General features: G+C 33.6%; 13 protein-coding genes. 9 read left to right on the top strand and 4 right to left on the bottom strand.

Translation table 11 applies throughout. The features are described from left to right. The first annotated feature begins 20 nt into the window (after window positions 1-20). Entirely contained in the window at window positions 21-1,619 is a 1,599-nt protein-coding gene (locus A6A10_RS02160; protein ID WP_121123379.1) for an ABC transporter substrate-binding protein, read from the top strand. A gap of 222 nt (window positions 1,620-1,841) precedes the next feature. Here the strand turns inward: A6A10_RS02160 and gap are convergent, their stop codons facing one another. Together gap and A6A10_RS02150 are read right to left on the bottom strand one after the other, a co-directional pair. Beyond that, window positions 1,842-2,846 carry a type I glyceraldehyde-3-phosphate dehydrogenase gene (gap, locus tag A6A10_RS02155; protein WP_121123377.1) on the bottom strand — a complete coding sequence of 335 codons (1,005 nt, stop codon included), beginning with the start codon at window positions 2,844-2,846 and terminating at the stop codon, window positions 1,842-1,844. Window positions 2,847-3,038: 192 nt separating this feature from the next. Beyond that, window positions 3,039-3,680 carry a curli polymerization inhibitor CsgI-related protein gene (locus A6A10_RS02150; RefSeq protein ID WP_121123375.1) on the bottom strand — a complete coding sequence of 214 codons (642 nt, stop codon included), beginning with the start codon at window positions 3,678-3,680 and terminating at the stop codon, window positions 3,039-3,041. A 151-nt stretch (window positions 3,681-3,831) separates the two neighbouring features. Here A6A10_RS02150 and corC point away from each other — a divergent pair, with 151 nt between their 5' ends. The 4 genes from corC to A6A10_RS02130 all read left to right on the top strand — a co-directional run bounded on the left by corC (window position 3,832) and on the right by A6A10_RS02130 (window position 7,579). Next, window positions 3,832-4,719, top strand: coding sequence for a CNNM family magnesium/cobalt transport protein CorC (corC, locus tag A6A10_RS02145; RefSeq protein ID WP_121123373.1), 888 nt, complete (start codon window positions 3,832-3,834; stop codon window positions 4,717-4,719). Continuing rightward, window positions 4,719-6,248, top strand: coding sequence for an apolipoprotein N-acyltransferase (lnt, locus tag A6A10_RS02140; protein ID WP_121123371.1), 1,530 nt, complete (start codon window positions 4,719-4,721; stop codon window positions 6,246-6,248). The genes corC and lnt overlap by 1 nt, the downstream gene beginning before the upstream one ends. A 108-nt stretch (window positions 6,249-6,356) precedes the next feature. Beyond that, window positions 6,357-6,935, top strand: coding sequence for an RNA polymerase sigma factor RpoE (gene rpoE / locus A6A10_RS02135; RefSeq protein WP_121123369.1), 579 nt, complete (start codon window positions 6,357-6,359; stop codon window positions 6,933-6,935). A gap of 29 nt (window positions 6,936-6,964) precedes the next feature. Continuing rightward, the gene (locus A6A10_RS02130; protein WP_121123367.1) at window positions 6,965-7,579 is read left to right on the top strand and encodes a sigma-E factor negative regulatory protein; all 615 of its coding nucleotides are present in this window, start codon (window positions 6,965-6,967) and stop codon (window positions 7,577-7,579) included. 71 nt (window positions 7,580-7,650) lie between these two features. On the opposite strand, the gene gmk is transcribed toward A6A10_RS02130, so the two are convergent. Continuing rightward, window positions 7,651-8,271, bottom strand: a complete 621-nt coding sequence (gene gmk / locus A6A10_RS02125; RefSeq protein WP_121123365.1) for a guanylate kinase — start codon at window positions 8,269-8,271, stop codon at window positions 7,651-7,653. 94 nt (window positions 8,272-8,365) lie between these two features. Then, on the bottom strand, window positions 8,366-8,845 hold the full coding sequence (gpt, locus tag A6A10_RS02120; protein ID WP_121123363.1) for a xanthine phosphoribosyltransferase: 480 nt from the start codon (window positions 8,843-8,845) through the stop codon (window positions 8,366-8,368). Between the two features lie 174 nt (window positions 8,846-9,019). Between gpt and A6A10_RS02115 the strand changes: the two genes are divergently transcribed. From A6A10_RS02115 to A6A10_RS02100, 4 genes are all read left to right on the top strand, one after another. Next, window positions 9,020-10,471 carry an aminoacyl-histidine dipeptidase gene (locus A6A10_RS02115; protein WP_121123361.1) on the top strand — a complete coding sequence of 484 codons (1,452 nt, stop codon included), beginning with the start codon at window positions 9,020-9,022 and terminating at the stop codon, window positions 10,469-10,471. Between the two features lie 438 nt (window positions 10,472-10,909). Beyond that, window positions 10,910-13,201: an N-6 DNA methylase gene (locus tag A6A10_RS02110; RefSeq protein WP_121123359.1), complete on the top strand. Its 2,292-nt coding sequence runs from the start codon at window positions 10,910-10,912 to the stop codon at window positions 13,199-13,201. Beyond that, window positions 13,182-14,519 carry a restriction endonuclease subunit S gene (locus tag A6A10_RS02105; RefSeq protein ID WP_170143764.1) on the top strand — a complete coding sequence of 446 codons (1,338 nt, stop codon included), beginning with the start codon at window positions 13,182-13,184 and terminating at the stop codon, window positions 14,517-14,519. The genes A6A10_RS02110 and A6A10_RS02105 overlap by 20 nt, the downstream gene beginning before the upstream one ends. Next, on the top strand, window positions 14,516-16,198 hold the full coding sequence (locus A6A10_RS02100) for an ATP-dependent nuclease (protein WP_121123355.1): 1,683 nt from the start codon (window positions 14,516-14,518) through the stop codon (window positions 16,196-16,198). Before A6A10_RS02105 ends, A6A10_RS02100 begins: the two co-directional genes overlap by 4 nt. The last annotated feature ends 38 nt before the right edge of the window (window positions 16,199-16,236 follow it).

Genomic DNA, 16,236 nt, shown 5'->3' with positions numbered 1-16,236 from the left:
AAATATCAACAGGAGAAAGTATGAAAATTAAGACGAAACTTTCATTACTTAGTGCGACATTATTATTTGCTACTGCAACTCAAGCGGCAGAATTTAATACCTTTATTAACTGCACCAGCCGTGCCCCAACAGGATTTAGCCCTGCTTTAGAGATGGATGGTATCGCTTATACTGCAAGTTCACAGCAAGTTTATAACCGTCTAATTGAATTCAAACGAGGCTCAACAGATTTAGAACCTGCATTAGCAGAAAGTTGGGATGTCAGTGATGATGGTCTCACTTATACATTCCATTTACGCAAAGGGGTAAAATTCCACTCTAATAAAGAATTTACCCCAAGCCGTAATTTTAATGCCGACGATGTTGTATTTTCATTCGAACGCCAACTTGATCCAAACCACCCTTATCACAATGTTTCAAATGCAACCTACCCGTATTTTAATGCAATGAAATTCCCCGCTTTATTAAAATCTGTAGAAAAAGTGGATGATAATACAGTAAGAATTACATTAAATAAAAAGGATGCAACTTTCCTTGCTAGCTTGGGTATGGACTTTATTTCTATTTATTCTGCTGAATATGCAGATAAGATGATGAAAGAAGGAAAACCAGAAACGATTGATAGCAATCCAATTGGTACTGGTCCATTCGTATTCTCAGGCTATCAGCTAGAACAAAAAATTCGTTTCTTAGCCAATAAAGATTATTGGAATGGTAAAGCTGATATTGATCAATTAATTTTTGATATTGTTCCTGATGCAAGTACTCGTTATGCAAAATTACAAGCTGGCACTTGTGACACGATCGACTTCCCAAATATTACCGATCTTGAGAAAATGAAAAATGATCCTAATTTAACAGTGATATCACAAGAAGGATTAAATATCGCTTATATTGCGTTCAATACGCAAAAAGCACCTTTTGATAACGTAAAAGTACGTCAGGCTCTTAACTATGCTGTCGATAAAAAAGCAATTATTGATGCCGTATATCGAGGAGCTGGTGTTGCAGCTAAAAATCCTCTTCCGCCAACCATTTGGGGATATAATGACTCAATCACTGATTATGAATATGATCCAGAAAAAGCAAGAGAATTATTGAAAGAAGCTGGATATGAAAATGGATTTGACACAGAATTTTGGGTTCAACCTGTTGTGAGAGCCTCAAATCCAAATCCACGTCGTTTAGCTGAGCTTATTCAAAGCGATTGGGCAAAAGTAGGTGTAAATGCAAAATTAGTCAGTTATGAATGGGGTGACTATCTCAAACGTACCAAAGCAGGTGAATTAACTGCAGGTATTTACGGATGGTCTGGTGATAATGGTGATCCTGATAACTTCTTGTCCCCACTATTTGCTAGCGAAAACATTGGTAACAGTAACTATGCTCGTTTTAATAGTCCTGAACTAGATGCATTACTTGAACACGCAAGAGGCTTGTCTGATAAATCAGAAAGAGCAAAACTCTATGAGCAAGCTCAAGTGTTATTAAAAGAGCAAACACCTTGGATCAACGTCGCGCATTCGCTTAACTATAAAGTGCTAAGAAAACGTGTACAAGACTATAAACAAAGCCCATTTGGTTATACTTATTTCTACGGTACTAAAATTGTAGATTAATCAAAAACCAAATATCCTATCTTAAATCTGTACTTTAATTTACGAGTAAATAGTAATTAAAGTGCAGATTTTTTTATTGTCGAATTCCCCATGTTATAGGGCGCTTACCAAGGAATATTTTTCCAATTTTTAAGAATAAAAAAACCTACTCTCATTCAGTCATTTAACTGATAAGAGTAGGTCTATTAAATCTAGATAATCTTATCTAAACTTGACTAGTGATTAGCCTTTGTAGTTATGAACTAAAGCAACTAAGTCTAATACTTTGTGTGAATAACCAGTTTCGTTATCATACCAAGAAACTAATTTCACGAAAGTATCTGTTAAAGCGATACCTGCTGCTGCATCAAATACTGATGTTAATGTGCAACCGTTGAAGTCTGTAGAAACTACAGCATCTTCAGTATAACCTAAGATACCTTTTAATTCATTTTCAGATGCACGTTTTAATTCTGCACAGATTTCTTCATATTTAGCTGGTTTTTCTAAGTTAACAGTTAAATCAACAACAGATACGTTAGTTGTTGGTACACGGAATGCCATACCTGTTAATTTACCATTTAATGCTGGTAATACTTTACCAACCGCTTTAGCTGCACCTGTTGAAGATGGGATGATGTTTTGTGAAGCACCACGACCACCTCTCCAGTCTTTCATAGAAGGACCATCAACAACTTTTTGTGTTGCAGTTGTTGCGTGAACAGTTGTCATTAAACCTTCTTTGATACCAAATTTATCGTGAACAACTTTAGCTAATGGCGCTAAACAGTTTGTTGTACAAGATGCGTTAGAAACGATGTCTTGACCTTCATATTTATCAAAGTTAACACCATTTACAAACATTGGAGTTGCATCTTTTGATGGACCAGTTAATACAACTTTTTTAGCACCTGCTGTAATATGTTTACGAGCTGTTTCATCTGTTAAGAAGATACCAGTTGCTTCAACTGCTACATCAACACCAATTTCGTTCCATTTTAAATTTGCAGGATCTTTTTCTGCAGTTACACGGATAGTTTTACCATTAACAACTAAATGACCATCTTTAACTTCTACTGTTCCGTCAAAACGACCGTGAGTTGAATCATATTTCAACATGTAAGCCATGTAATCAACATCGATTAAATCGTTAATACCTACAACTTCAATATCATCACGTAATTGTGCTGCGCGGAATACGATACGTCCGATACGACCGAAGCCGTTAATACCAATTTTAATAGCCATGGATTTTCCACCTATAATTTAAAGTTAAACAAAATTCTTTCTTCTATTCCTATAGAACAGATCCTATAGAATGAATGACATATGGATTATAACACAGTCTCATTCTTCTTTGACAACAGGAAATGGCACGACATTCAAACACATATAATTATTATATGATCTTTATCAAATTTAACAGAATAACAATACCTATTATTGTTTTTTCGCCCAATCCAAGAAACGTTTTTGAGTTTCTTTATCAGCTTGTTGGAACCAATATTGTAATTGCTGTTCTGCGATATTTTCACCCTGCACCATTACTTGTCCTTTAGTCGCTCTGCCATTTTGCATTGGCATCATGGTAGCCATTGGTGTCATCGCAAACTGTTTTAATGAAGCAACATTATTTCCCGCATTATAATTTGCTAAATTTTCTACAACATTAATATTTGGTAAGAATCCTTCTCCCTCTAAATAGTCTAATTTATGACTTACTTCTTTTCCTGATGTTGTCTTTATATCCAATGTTGGGGCTTTTTTAAATTTTTCAACCTCAAAATCAGAACGTAAGCGAGGAGTAATAATTTTTATATTTTCTTGGCTACCTGTAAACGTCACAACAATAGGTGTTGATTCAAAATAGTTGCTGTCTGAACCAGAGTCATAGATACTAGAAACTTCTACTACAACTTGGTGTTGAGCATTATCATTGACATTTAATGCTGTATCTTTTTTAACTTTTTGTCCATCAAAAGCTAAAAAATTTACATTTGAAGAACCAGTAATTGAACCAGCGAATGCTGCTGTACTTGTAATAAGCGTTGTTGCAACAAGTGCAATTTTACTTAATTTCATAAAAATAACTCCTTTGGAGAGGTTTCTGTAAAAAAATTAGGCATATCCTATTCTAAATTTCAATAAATAGAAAGCAAGTAATAGAGGTTAATGTCGATTTTTTATCTAAACTGTGGTAATTTTCGATTTTATTTATTTACGAGAATATACAATGAGCGATGACCAACAAGACGCACATTCGTCAGACAAGAAATCATTTTTTAAAGCTATTTTAGGTGGATTTTTTCAGCAAGAACCTAAAAATCGAGAAGATTTAGTAGAAGTCATTAGAGACTCCGCTGAAAATGAATTAATTGATACAGATACAAAGCAAATGATCGAAGGAGTCATGGAAATTTCAGAATTACGTGTTCGAGATATCATGATTCCACGTTCACATATTATTTTTATTGATACCGAACAGCCGTTAGACTCATGTGTTGATACCATTATTGAATCAACTCACTCAAGGTTCCCTGTGATCAAGGATGGAAAGGATAGTATCGAGGGTATTCTACATGCCAAAGAACTATTAAAATATCTTAGTTCAGATTCTGAGCCTTTTGAAATGTCGAAAATTTTACGCCCAGCGGTTATTGTACCTGAAAGTAAACGAGTTGATCGCATGCTCAAGGAATTCCGTTCAGAACGTTTTCATATGGCAATTGTGGTTGATGAATTTGGAGCAGTTTCTGGTTTAGTTACCATTGAAGATATTCTTGAACAGATTGTAGGTAATATTGAAGATGAGTTTGATGAAGAAGAAGTCGAACCAATTCGTCAGCTTTCCCAGCATAGTTACGCTGTATTAGCATTAACGGATATTGAACGTTTTAACCAACAATTTGCAACACATTTTACTGATGAAGAAGTTGATACCGTTGGGGGATTAGTAACCAAATCTTTTGGTTATCTACCAAAACGTGGGGAAGAAATTGCCTTAGAGGGAATTACATTCAAAGTCACCTCCGCGGATAGCAGAAAATTAATTCAATTCCGGGTTACTGTAACAGATGAACAGTTAGAGTTAATGGAACCGAAAGAGAAAGACCCTGAATAATGGCTATATCAAAAAATTTTTCTACAGTAACCATTTACCTTTTTGCCTTAATTTCTGGAGGAATAGGAATTCTAGCTTATTCCCCCTTTGATTATTGGCCTGTTGCTTTTATTTCAGCATTTGGCTTATTGTGGTTGATTATCACTCAATCTAAAAAAGTCGCATTAATTGGTGCATTTTTATGGGCTGTGAGCTATTTTTCCATCGGTGTAAATTGGGTAAGTGTGAGTATGACTCAATTTGGTGGAGTACCAGAAATTGTCAGCTATCTTGCCGTATTGTTACTTGCAAGCTATTTAGCTCTTTATCCATTACTCTTTACCTATTTATCACAACGATTTAATTTAAAAAATCCTTGGGTATTAGCGAGTTTATTTTCATTCACTGAATATTTACGTGAAATTGTCTTCACAGGCTTTCCATGGTTGCAATTTGGCTACACACAGATCGATTCTCCATTTTATGGGCTTGCTCCCATTACCGGCGTACAAGGACTGACTTTTTTTGTTATTTTAACAAGCGGTTACTTGGTACAAATTTTTTGCAAATGGTCTGAACATAAAATAATACCTCATCAGCCCATTTTAGTTTGTATCGGTATTTTAATTTTCACTGCATTCACACAACTATTTACTTTTGTTGAAGATGATACTGAAAAAAAATCTATCAATATCAGCCTTATTCAAGGCAATATTGAACAACAAATGAAATGGGATCCCAGTTACTTCAACGCAACGTTGGCTACCTATAATCGTTTAATTACTCCATTGCTTGGTAAGAGTGATGTCATTATTTTTCCTGAATCAGCCATTCCAGCAAAGGAGAATGATATCGTCCCTATTTTGAATCAGTTAGATTCCCTGGGAAGAGAAAATCATAGCGAAATCATACTAGGCACCCTTTATCAAGAAAATAATCAGCTGTTTAATAGTGCAGTCTTGCTTGGCGATTCTAATCAACCGTATAATATGTCCCAAGCTCAACGATACAATAAGCATCATTTGGTACCCTTTGGTGAATATGTTCCGTTCGGTAACCTACTTGATTGGATGCGAGAAGTATTTATTCTCCCAATTAATTTAGCTCGAGGAAATTTTATTCAGCCAGCACTCAACATTGCTAATAATTCATTTAATTTAGCAATTTGTTATGAAATAATCTTCGGTGATCAAGTTCAACAAAATCAAAAACAGCAACAATCTGATTATTTAGTCACGATTTCAAATGATGCTTGGTTTGGAACCAGTAGTGGTCCTTGGCAACATTTACAGATGGCGAGAATGCGCGCTTTAGAATTAGGAAAACCTTTAATTAGAGCAACCAATACTGGCATTACCGCATTTGTCGATGTCAATGGTCAGATTATTAAACAAGCTCCTCAATTTGAGGCAACAACGCTTACTCAGTCAATGCAACCAACCAAAGGAACCACACCTTTTACATTACTTGGTCATTGGTTAATTTATGGAATAAGCTTAATGATTTTAGTTTTTTCTACTTTTATGAATCGTGGTAAAAACACAAAATGACCAAATAACAAACAAATAATTTACTTGGATGAACTTTTTCCCAAATAAACATACTAACGAGGTGTGCGAAGGGGAAGATCCAGCGTAAAAGTTAGGAGAACTCAATAGATGAGCGAGCAAATTACCGATCAAGAATTGGTTGAGCGTGCACAACAAGGTGATAAAAAAGCATTTAATTTACTCGTCATACGTTATCAAAATAGAGTAGCAGGATTGCTAACACGCTACGTTGCACGCGATGACATCCCAGATCTTGTACAAGAATCTTTTATAAAAGCGTATCGTTCTTTAGAGTCATTTAGAGGAGAAAGTGCGTTCTATACTTGGCTGTATAGAATTGCCGTAAATACAGCAAAGAATCACTTAACCGCTTTAGGACGACGTCCTCCAAAAGAAGATATTCTTGCTGAAGATGCAGAAAGTTACGACAGTGGTGTCCAGTTACGTGAAGCAGACACACCAGAGAATTTAATATTATCTGAAGAGTTAAAACGAATTGTATTTGATACGATTGAAAACTTACCCGATGAATTAAAGAATGCAATAACCTTGCGTGAAATTGATGGGCTAAGTTATGAAGAGATCGCAGAAGTTATGCAATGTCCTGTTGGTACTGTAAGATCTCGTATCTTCAGAGCAAGAGAAGCGATTGACGCAAAAATTAATCCATTAATGCAAAAAAATTAAAACATAGATTAAAAATATTGGAGCTATCTATGCAACAAAGAGAAACACTTTCCGCCTATATGGATGGACATAATGTGGAGCATGCTTTTACCGATACATTATGCAAAAGTGAAGAGTTACAACAAAAATGGGCTAACTACCACGCAATCCGTAGTGTTATGCGAGGAGAAGAAATTATTCTTGGTAGCGATTTCTCTGCGAAATTAGAAGCAGCTATTGAAAAAGAAGAAATTTCGACTCAAGCAGAAAAGCCAAAAGGTTTATTGTTAAAACTTAAGGGTTGGAAAACACCGATTATGCAAATGGGAATTGCAGCTTCTGTATGTTTAGTTGCAGTATTTGGTGCAAATATCATGACTGCAGAGCAAGAAGTTGCACAAGTTGAACAACCTGTATTACAAACACTTCCGTTTAGTAATTCAGTTCAGCAAGTAAGTTACAATGCCCCATCGCAAACACAACCTACTCCTGAGCAATTAGAATACCAACAACGTCGTATTAATGCATTATTACAAAATCATGAATTACAACGTCGTACTAACGTCGGTGCTATTGTATTAAGTGCAGCTGAAAAAGCGAGAGCTCAAACTTCAGCAACGACACCAAATACAAGTGAAAATGATGAAACTGAAAGACAACAATAAAGAATAGAAGTAATAAGATAAAAGAAAACCCCGCTAAACTAAATTGCGGGGTTTTTTATGGCTAATTTATATCAACCAAGTAATTCAGCAATCAATGCTTGATGACGAATAGATTGAGCTTCTTGTTTAAGACGTTCTGCAATCAGAATACTCTTTAATTCCGTTAATGCTGTATCAAAATCATCATTAAAAATGACATAATCAAATTCATTATAGTGGCTCATTTCAGATACAGCTTTATTCATTCTGCCTTGAATTACTTCTGCCGAATCCTGCCCTCTTCCAATTAAACGATTTTCTAATTCCGCTTTAGATGGAGGAAGAATAAAGATACTCTTCACATTCGGCAGTTTTTCTCTGATCTGTCTTGCCCCCTGCCAATCAATATCTAAGAAAACGTCAATGCCTTCTTCCAGACTTCGCTCAATTAGCGGTAATGAAGTACCGTAATAATTACCAAAGACTTCTGCCCATTCTAAAAAATGACCTTGTGAAATTAAATGCTCAAAATCACCATGAGATGTGAAATAGTAGTGAACACCATGTTCTTCACCTGGGCGAGGGGAACGAGTAGTATGGGATATTGACAATTCAACGGTTGAACGAGGTAAATCAGCTAATAATGCGTTGATTAATGAAGATTTACCCGCACCACTTGGTGCTGAAATAATATAAAGATTACCTAAGCTCATAATAACCTATTCGATTTAATTACATAAAGAACACTAAAGTAAAGGACGCATTTGCGTCCTCTCACTTTTATTCGACAATCATCTTAAGTCAAACTTATTGTTTTGAAAGTGGTTTAACAAAAGTAATACCAAGATCCCAAGGTTGTTCAATCCAAGTTTCTTGAGGAATATCGATTACATAATCATCAACAAGCTCTGCACCTAAAGGTTTAGCAAATACGGTCACAAATTTTGCTTTTGGATACATTTTACGAATTTCACGCGCGGTATTACCTGTATCAACTAAATCATCAACAACAATAAAACCTTCTCCGCCATTTGCTACGTCAGCAGCATGTAAGACTTTTAATTCGCCTTGATTATCATGATCATAACTCGCAATACAAACTGTCTCTACGTGGCGAATATTTAATTCTCTTGCTAATACTGCCGCAGGAAATAACCCTCCGCGACTCACTGCAATAATACCCTTCCATTGTGATGAAGGTAAAAGACGTTCTGCTAATTTACGTGCATGCATGTGGAACATATCCCACGTTACCACGTATTTTTCGTTTGTATATTTTTCACTCATAAAATTACCCAGATAGTGATGACAAAATCATCTTAAAAAATTGTGGAGAGATAACTTGAAAATCGAATTCATGCTATCATTTCCGATATATTCTACAATAAAATCCTTTCGACGTGTGATTTTTGTAAAAATTAGTCCAAATCTCACCGCTATTGGTTAAAACAAGAGGTAATTATGTCTGAAATCCAAACACTCAATCCAACTATCTTATGGAAATGGTTCGATCAAATTTGTGCAATTCCCCATCCGTCTTATCATGAAGAAAAACTCGCTGAATTTATTGTGAATTGGGCAAAAGAAAAGGCGTTTTTTGTTGAACGTGACGAAGTCGGCAATATACTTATCCGCAAACCAGCGACCAAAGGCATGGAAGACCGCCAATCTGTTTCCCTACAAGCTCACTTAGATATGGTGCCACAAGCGAATGAAGGTTCATCACACAATTTTGAAACAGATCCGATTAAACCTTATATTGATGGCGAATGGGTAAAAGCAACAGGCACAACATTAGGGGCAGATAATGGGATTGGATTGGCATCTTGTTTGGCCGTTTTAGATTCTGATGATATAGCTCATCCTGAGCTTGAAGTGCTTCTAACAATGACCGAAGAAGCGGGCATGGAAGGAGCGATTGGTTTACGTCCTAATTGGCTAAAATCAAATATCATGATCAACACGGATACGGAAGAAAATGGCGAGATTTATATCGGTTGTGCAGGCGGAGAAGATGCGACGATTGATTTACCCGTAGAACAAACCACTCATTCATTTGATCGTGCAATCAAACTGAATATCAAAGGATTAACTGGCGGTCACTCTGGTGTCGATATCCACACGTCAAGAGTGAATGCAATCAAATTATTAGCGAGAGCCTTAACGGATCTTAAATCACAAATTACATTCCAAATTTCAGAAATTAGCGGGGGTTCTGTGCGTAATGCCATCCCTCGTGAATCCTCTGTTATTATTGCATTTAATGCAAAAGATGAAGCGAATCTTACCGCTTGTCTCAAACAAATCGAATACGATTTCAAAGTAGAACTTGCTGTGGCAGAACCAAACTTAGTTTTCATCACAGACTCTATTTCTGCTCCGCAAAAAGTTTTCACCTCAGAATCTACTCACAAGGTCATTAATTTCCTTAATGCACTACCTAATGGTGTAATCCGTAATAGTGACGTGGTAGAAAATGTAGTAGAAAGCTCACTCAGTATGGGCATTTTAACTACTGAAGAAAATACAGTGAAAGCCAATATTTTAATTCGCTCACTAATCGAAAGTGGCAAAGCCGATGTAAGAGGAAAACTCAGTGCCATCAGTGAATTATCGGGTGCAAATGCCGTATTCTCTGGTAGTTATCCGGGCTGGCAACCTGATCCACATTCACAAATCACTGCACTCACTCAAAAAATCTACGATGAAATTCTTGGCTATTCCGCCAAAATTCAAGTGATCCATGCAGGCTTAGAATGTGGCTTAATTAAGAAAACTTACCCAAATATGGATTTAGTTTCTATTGGTCCAACAATCCGCAATGCTCACTCGCCAGATGAAAAAGTGCATATTCCTGCAGTGGAGACTTATTGGAAGTTGCTGACAAGTTTGTTGAAGGGAATTCCTAGCTGATAAATAATTATTAGGTATATTTATCATGCTGATAGCCATATGTCATAGATTATTACAAGTGCAGGTTCTAATCAGATAAACAAATCCTTTGTTATCTAAAATGAAAGTATAAGAAGTTATCTGTGGTAAAATTCCCATAAGAGAGTGAATGAAAAAATTTGTTTATATCAAAATAAAGTTTTTAGGTCTGTTTTAGATAACTAGATCAGGTCTGAATTTTTTGACAATCTATTTGATGTTAGAATAAAATCGATAAAGGTTGTTTGTACACTAAAAACACAAATAGTTAACAGAAAATATTGATAAGATGATAATACAATTCAGAAAGATATTTACAAATTAAGCTTAATATTCATTGAAATATACTACTCTTAATTACTGAATTATTACAAATCAACCTTAAAAAACCAATGGCTCTAACATAGAAAGACTAGATGAATGAAATTAGAACTTAAAATAGAAAACAAAAAAATATTTTCACCTCTTAAAGATAAATGGCTTGTTTTGACGCCAGAGGAAAAAGTAAGACAAGAGTATATCTGTAGACTTGTAAATCATTATGGGTACTCTCTTGACCAAATGCAACAAGAAGTGACTGTTGCCGAAGGCAATAAAAGAGGTACTGGTAGAGCTAGTGCCGATATTGTCATTTGGAAAAATAAAGATGAAGTTGAGAAAAAGGCTCCTTCAATCGTTGTAGAATGTAAAGCGGACAACATTGATATTGTTGAGGGAGATTATTTTCAAGGGTCGCATTATGCTCGCTATGTAAAAGCACCTTTTTTTGTCACTACTAATCTAAAGCATACAAAAGTTTTCAAAGTAAATCTTGAAGGTTATCCAAAAGATTTAGAAGATGAAATTTTAGACATTCCAACTTCAGAGGATTTACAAAGCGACAAAAAAGTAAAAAACTTATTGACTCAAACAAAAGCTTTTACAAGAGATGAATTTAGTAACCTACTTTTGAGATGCCATAATATTATCAGAAATAATGATAAACTTTCACCAGAAGCTGCTTTTGATGAAACAAGTAAGATTTTATTTATGAAAATTCGTTATGAACGAAATCCTGACGAAGATAATATTTTCTCTTTAAAACAATTCAAGAAACAAGAAGCTCATTACGAAAAAAATATAAGACCAATCAACGTAAAAAGAAATGGTCCAAAAGATGACATTCCTTATATGGATTATTGGTTTGAGCTAACAAAAGATGAGTTTAAAGATGATGACCTTTTTGACCCAAATGAAAAGATTAGAATCAAGCAGGCTAGTTTTGAGGCAATTGTAAAAGCTTTAGAAATTTACAATCTTTCAACAACATCTGATGATGTTAAAGGAATTGCCTTTGAGAAGTTCCTTGGTAAAACATTTAGAGGTGAGTTAGGTCAATTCTTTACACCAAGAACAGTTGTTGATTATATGGTTGAAGTTCTTGATCCACAAGAAGGGGAAACCATTTGCGATCCTTGTTGTGGAAGTGGTGGTTTTTTAATTAAAGCTTTTGAATATGTAAGAAGTAAAATCGAAAATGAAATAAAAAAAGCCAAAGAGGAAATTAAATTAAAACATTACACTGACGACTATTATAAAGCTTCTAAAAAAGAGCAAGAAAAAATAGACCAAAAAGTTAATGACCTATTTTCTTTACTCAACACTGAATTAGATATTCGAAATCCTGAAAGTAGATTAAGACAACTTTCCTACGATTGCATTTTTGGAACAGATGCAAACCCAAGAATGGCTCGCACTGCAAAAATGAATATGATAATGCACGGAGATGGGCACGGAGGAGTTCATCATCACGATGGATTATTAAATGTTAATGGGATTTTTGAAGAGCGTTTTGACCTTATACTTACAAACCCGCCATTTGGAGCAAGAGTTGAAAAATCTCTAAAAGTAACTGAACAAGATAAATATACCGATAAAATAAGAATTGAAAAGTACAAAAAACGCTATGGGGATAGATATACTAGAGCACTAAAACAAATCAATGATAATATTGGAAAGTCTGTTTTAAGCTTGTTTGATACCGGTAAAATGAGCAGTCTTACAGAGGTTCTCTTCATTGAACGCTGCCTTGATTTATTGAAACCTGGTGGAAGAATGGGAATAGTTTTACCCGAAGGTGTTTTAAATAATACTAAACTTCAAAAAGTTCGTGATTATGTAGAAGGAAATGCCAAAATTGTAAATATTACATCAATTCCACAAGATGTATTTATTGCTTCTGGAGCTACAGTAAAACCAAGTTTACTGTTTTTCAAAAAATTTACTAAAGAAGAAGCAAACGAATATACTACAATTTTAAAAACAGCAAAGAAAAATGCTGAAAATAAACGTGAAAAAGAAATTACTGTACTTCAAGACAAAATAAAAACTCGCGGAATTGACAAAGAAGAGAAAAAGGAACTGAAAGAAAAACTAAAGCAAGTTCAACAACAAATGGAAGATGAAATAAAAATGGAAGTAAAAACCAAATTTGATTATGAAATTCCAATTGTAGAAGTAGAAAAAGCAGGAATCAGTACAACAGGCACAAAAATTGAAAATGAATTAGAACCAATTGCCAAAGAGTTTACTAAATACAGAATTGAAAAACGACTTTGGAATGATCACTATACAACTGTACAATATGATGAATATGATGGTAAGTTTCAGCGTATTGTTGCATTTGGAGAACCAGAAATATTTTATACAATATATGAAAACATTGAAGAATAATACAAATAAATACTTTAAAACGGTCTCATTTAGTAATTTAATACTATGGGATGTCAAGCGCTATTCTTTTAACACAATAAAATCACAATATCCAATTGTAAAATTAGGATTACATATTCAGGAAGAAAGTCATAAGATAAAATTATTTGATTTTCCTGATGACGAATTTGGGATTTTAGGTGTAAATAACAAAACGGGAATTTTTGATGCTTATAAGGAGAAGGGTTCAAATATCAATCAAGCATATAAGAAGATGGAAAAAGGATGGTTAGCTTACAATCCATATCGAGTAAATGTAGGTAGCATTGGTTTAAGAACTGAAGAACATGAAAACGAATTCATTAGTCCTGCTTATGTAGTTTTTAGCTGTAGAGAAACACTACTGCCTGATTTTCTTTTTAAACTTTTTAAAATGGAAATATTTAATAGAATCATTAATGCGAGTACAACAGGTTCTGTAAGACAAAATTTGACTATTGATATTTTAAAATCTTTAGATATCCCATTGCCTCCAATAGAGATTCAAAAGAATTTATTAGAAATCTATTACCAAAAACAAAAGGAAATAGCTTATTTCAATAGTAAAATCAAAGAAAATCAACTAAAAATTGAGCAGATAATAGAAAATGAGTTATGCTTAAAGTTTCCTGAAATAAAAGCTAAAAAACTTGGAATGTATTTTAGTCATTTTTCTGAGGTTAGTAGATGGGATGTATGGATAAATGGAAAAAATGGTAGAAGTGAAAAATATAAAAATGGAACCCTCCAGGAAGTAGTAATTGGTAATCCCATGTACGGAGCTAACGTTAAATCTCAAGATAAAAAAACAGGAATAAGATATATTAGAATTACTGATATAAATGAAGATGGTACTTTAAATGATAATATAGTGTCTGCTGAGAAAGTAGAAAGAAAATACCTTTTAAAAGAAAATGATTTTTTAATTGCTCGCTCAGGTAATACTGTCGGAAAAACATTTCTCTATAAGAATAAAATTGGTAAAGCAATTTTTGCAGGCTATTTAGTAAAGTATATTTTGAATACTAAAAAAATAATACCAGAATATCTGTTATACTTTACTAAAAGTAGACTTTACAAAAACTGGATTACCTCCAATCAAAGAATATCTGGACAACCAAATATTAATGGTCAAGAATATTTATCCTCACCTATTGTTATTCCTCCAATCGAAATTCAATCGACTATTGTGGACCGCATATTAAAAATAAACAATGAAATAGTTAGATTAAAATCAAATATAGAAAAAAATATTAATACTAGTATCAATGAAATTGAAAATAGATTATTTAAATCATGAAATTGAATAAACTAAAAATAAAAACGCATTTTAAAAATTTAAAAGATTTTGAAATAGACTTTTCTGATAAAGAAGGAATTACAGTTTTAATTGGTAACAACGGAAGTGGAAAAAGTAATATTTTAGAAGCAATAAGTAGTGTTTTTGCAGGTTTATATAATAAAATTTATAATCCAAGTTTTGAATACGAACTTTCATATATAAAAGACTCCTACAATGTTGAAGTGAAATATGAATCGGGTGTTTATGAAATTAAAGTTAATGGACATTTTACATCGTTACGCCCCGAATATTTACCCAATAAAATAATTGCTTCTTATAGTGGTGAAGAAAGCAGATTATGGGATAAATACTACCTCCCCTTTTATCAAGATTATATTAAAGCTATTAAAGGAAAAACAGTTCCTGATTCTAAATTAATATTTATTAATAAATATTATTGGAATATAGCTCTTTTAGTGTTGCATTTTTATGATTTTGATGAGTTTAAAGATATTAGAGATTTTTGTAAGAAAACTTTAGGAGTTGATAAGGTAAATAATATAACTTTTAATTTTGATATTCCTACGCTAAATACTTGGTCAAGAAACCCAGTTAAAAACATGGTTGATAATTTAAATCCAAAAAATGAAACCTCAATAACTATAACATTAGAAGAGTTTAAAAATAGATTGGGTTTTATTAATGAAATAGATCTATTTAAGTATCTCACTGCTGCTTTTATGCCAAAAGATTATAAGGTTATAACCAAAATTGATATTGATTATAATACGGGTTTGAAAGCAGAAAGTTTAAGTGAAGGAGAAAAAAAACTTTTACTCATAATGCTTATCTTAGAAGTGATTGGAGATGAAAATTCCTTGATACTTCTGGATGAGCCTGACAGTCATATTCATCCTTCAAATAAAGAGAAAATTAAGGAACTATTAGAAAAATATTCTAATCGTGAAAATATATTAACAACTCACTCTCCTACTCTGACACATCATTTTGACTTAAAACACGTCACAATGCTTTCAAAAAAAGAGAATAATAGTGTTCAAATTGAAGACATGGAAAAGCAAAGAATTGTTTACGAATTAACAAAAGGAATTTGGAGCTATCAAGAACAGAACATATTTCTAAATTCTAAAAAGGATATTTTATTAGTAGAAGGAAAGACTGACGAAGTGTTTTTAAAAAAAGCCTTAAAAGTATTAAAAGACCCAAACGACCCAAATAATCGTTATAATAATCTTGAATTTGAATACTTACCCTGTGGGGGAGCAGAAGGTGTAAAATTACTAACACAAAAGTTTAAGCCAAAAGTTGGGCAACATATAATTGCATTCTTTGATAGTGATCAGTCTGGATGGGGGGCGATAAATAAGATTTTTGAGGATGAAAAGAAGAAGTATAATGCAGAAAATTACGGTAGCCATAGAAAACACGGAGAAATATGGATAGCTGTTTATCCAATTCGACCAAGGTATCAAGGTGGAAAAATTTTTAATATTGAGGATTATTTTAGTAAAAAACGCCTAACGAAATATGTTTTGCAGTTCAAAGGATTAGATTCAATTGTTACAAAAAGTCAAGTAAAAAGCCAGTTGGCAGAAAACTGTGAAGGCTTTCCAGATTCTGAGTTTCAACCCTTTAAAGAAGTATTTGAACTGATATTAAAAATTAAAGAAGAATAATGCTAGTACATAAAACCATTTTTAACTAGCAAAAGCAT

This window comes from Otariodibacter oris, assembly GCF_009684715.1.
Lineage (GTDB): Bacteria > Pseudomonadota > Gammaproteobacteria > Enterobacterales > Pasteurellaceae > Otariodibacter > Otariodibacter oris.
The sequence above is the reverse complement of the archived record's forward strand: the minus strand, read 5'-3'. Positions and strand labels throughout refer to the sequence as shown.

Bases quoted from the DNA above. Each gene is read 5' to 3' on its own strand.
- gap (WP_121123377.1), bottom strand. From the start codon at position 2,846: ATGGCTATTAAAATTGGTATTAACGGCTTCGGTCGTATCGGACGTATC.
- A6A10_RS02115 (WP_121123361.1), top strand. From the start codon at position 9,020: ATGTCTGAAATCCAAACACTCAATCCAACTATCTTATGGAAATGGTTC.
- rpoE (WP_121123369.1), top strand. From the start codon at position 6,357: ATGAGCGAGCAAATTACCGATCAAGAATTGGTTGAGCGTGCACAACAA.
- A6A10_RS02150 (WP_121123375.1), bottom strand. From the start codon at position 3,680: ATGAAATTAAGTAAAATTGCACTTGTTGCAACAACGCTTATTACAAGT.
- A6A10_RS02110 (WP_121123359.1), top strand. From the start codon at position 10,910: ATGAAATTAGAACTTAAAATAGAAAACAAAAAAATATTTTCACCTCTT.
- gpt (WP_121123363.1), bottom strand. From the start codon at position 8,845: ATGAGTGAAAAATATACAAACGAAAAATACGTGGTAACGTGGGATATG.
- A6A10_RS02100 (WP_121123355.1), top strand. From the start codon at position 14,516: ATGAAATTGAATAAACTAAAAATAAAAACGCATTTTAAAAATTTAAAA.
- gmk (WP_121123365.1), bottom strand. From the start codon at position 8,271: ATGAGCTTAGGTAATCTTTATATTATTTCAGCACCAAGTGGTGCGGGT.
- A6A10_RS02160 (WP_121123379.1), top strand. From the start codon at position 21: ATGAAAATTAAGACGAAACTTTCATTACTTAGTGCGACATTATTATTT.
- A6A10_RS02105 (WP_170143764.1), top strand. From the start codon at position 13,182: ATGAAAACATTGAAGAATAATACAAATAAATACTTTAAAACGGTCTCA.
- lnt (WP_121123371.1), top strand. From the start codon at position 4,719: ATGGCTATATCAAAAAATTTTTCTACAGTAACCATTTACCTTTTTGCC.
- corC (WP_121123373.1), top strand. From the start codon at position 3,832: ATGAGCGATGACCAACAAGACGCACATTCGTCAGACAAGAAATCATTT.
- A6A10_RS02130 (WP_121123367.1), top strand. From the start codon at position 6,965: ATGCAACAAAGAGAAACACTTTCCGCCTATATGGATGGACATAATGTG.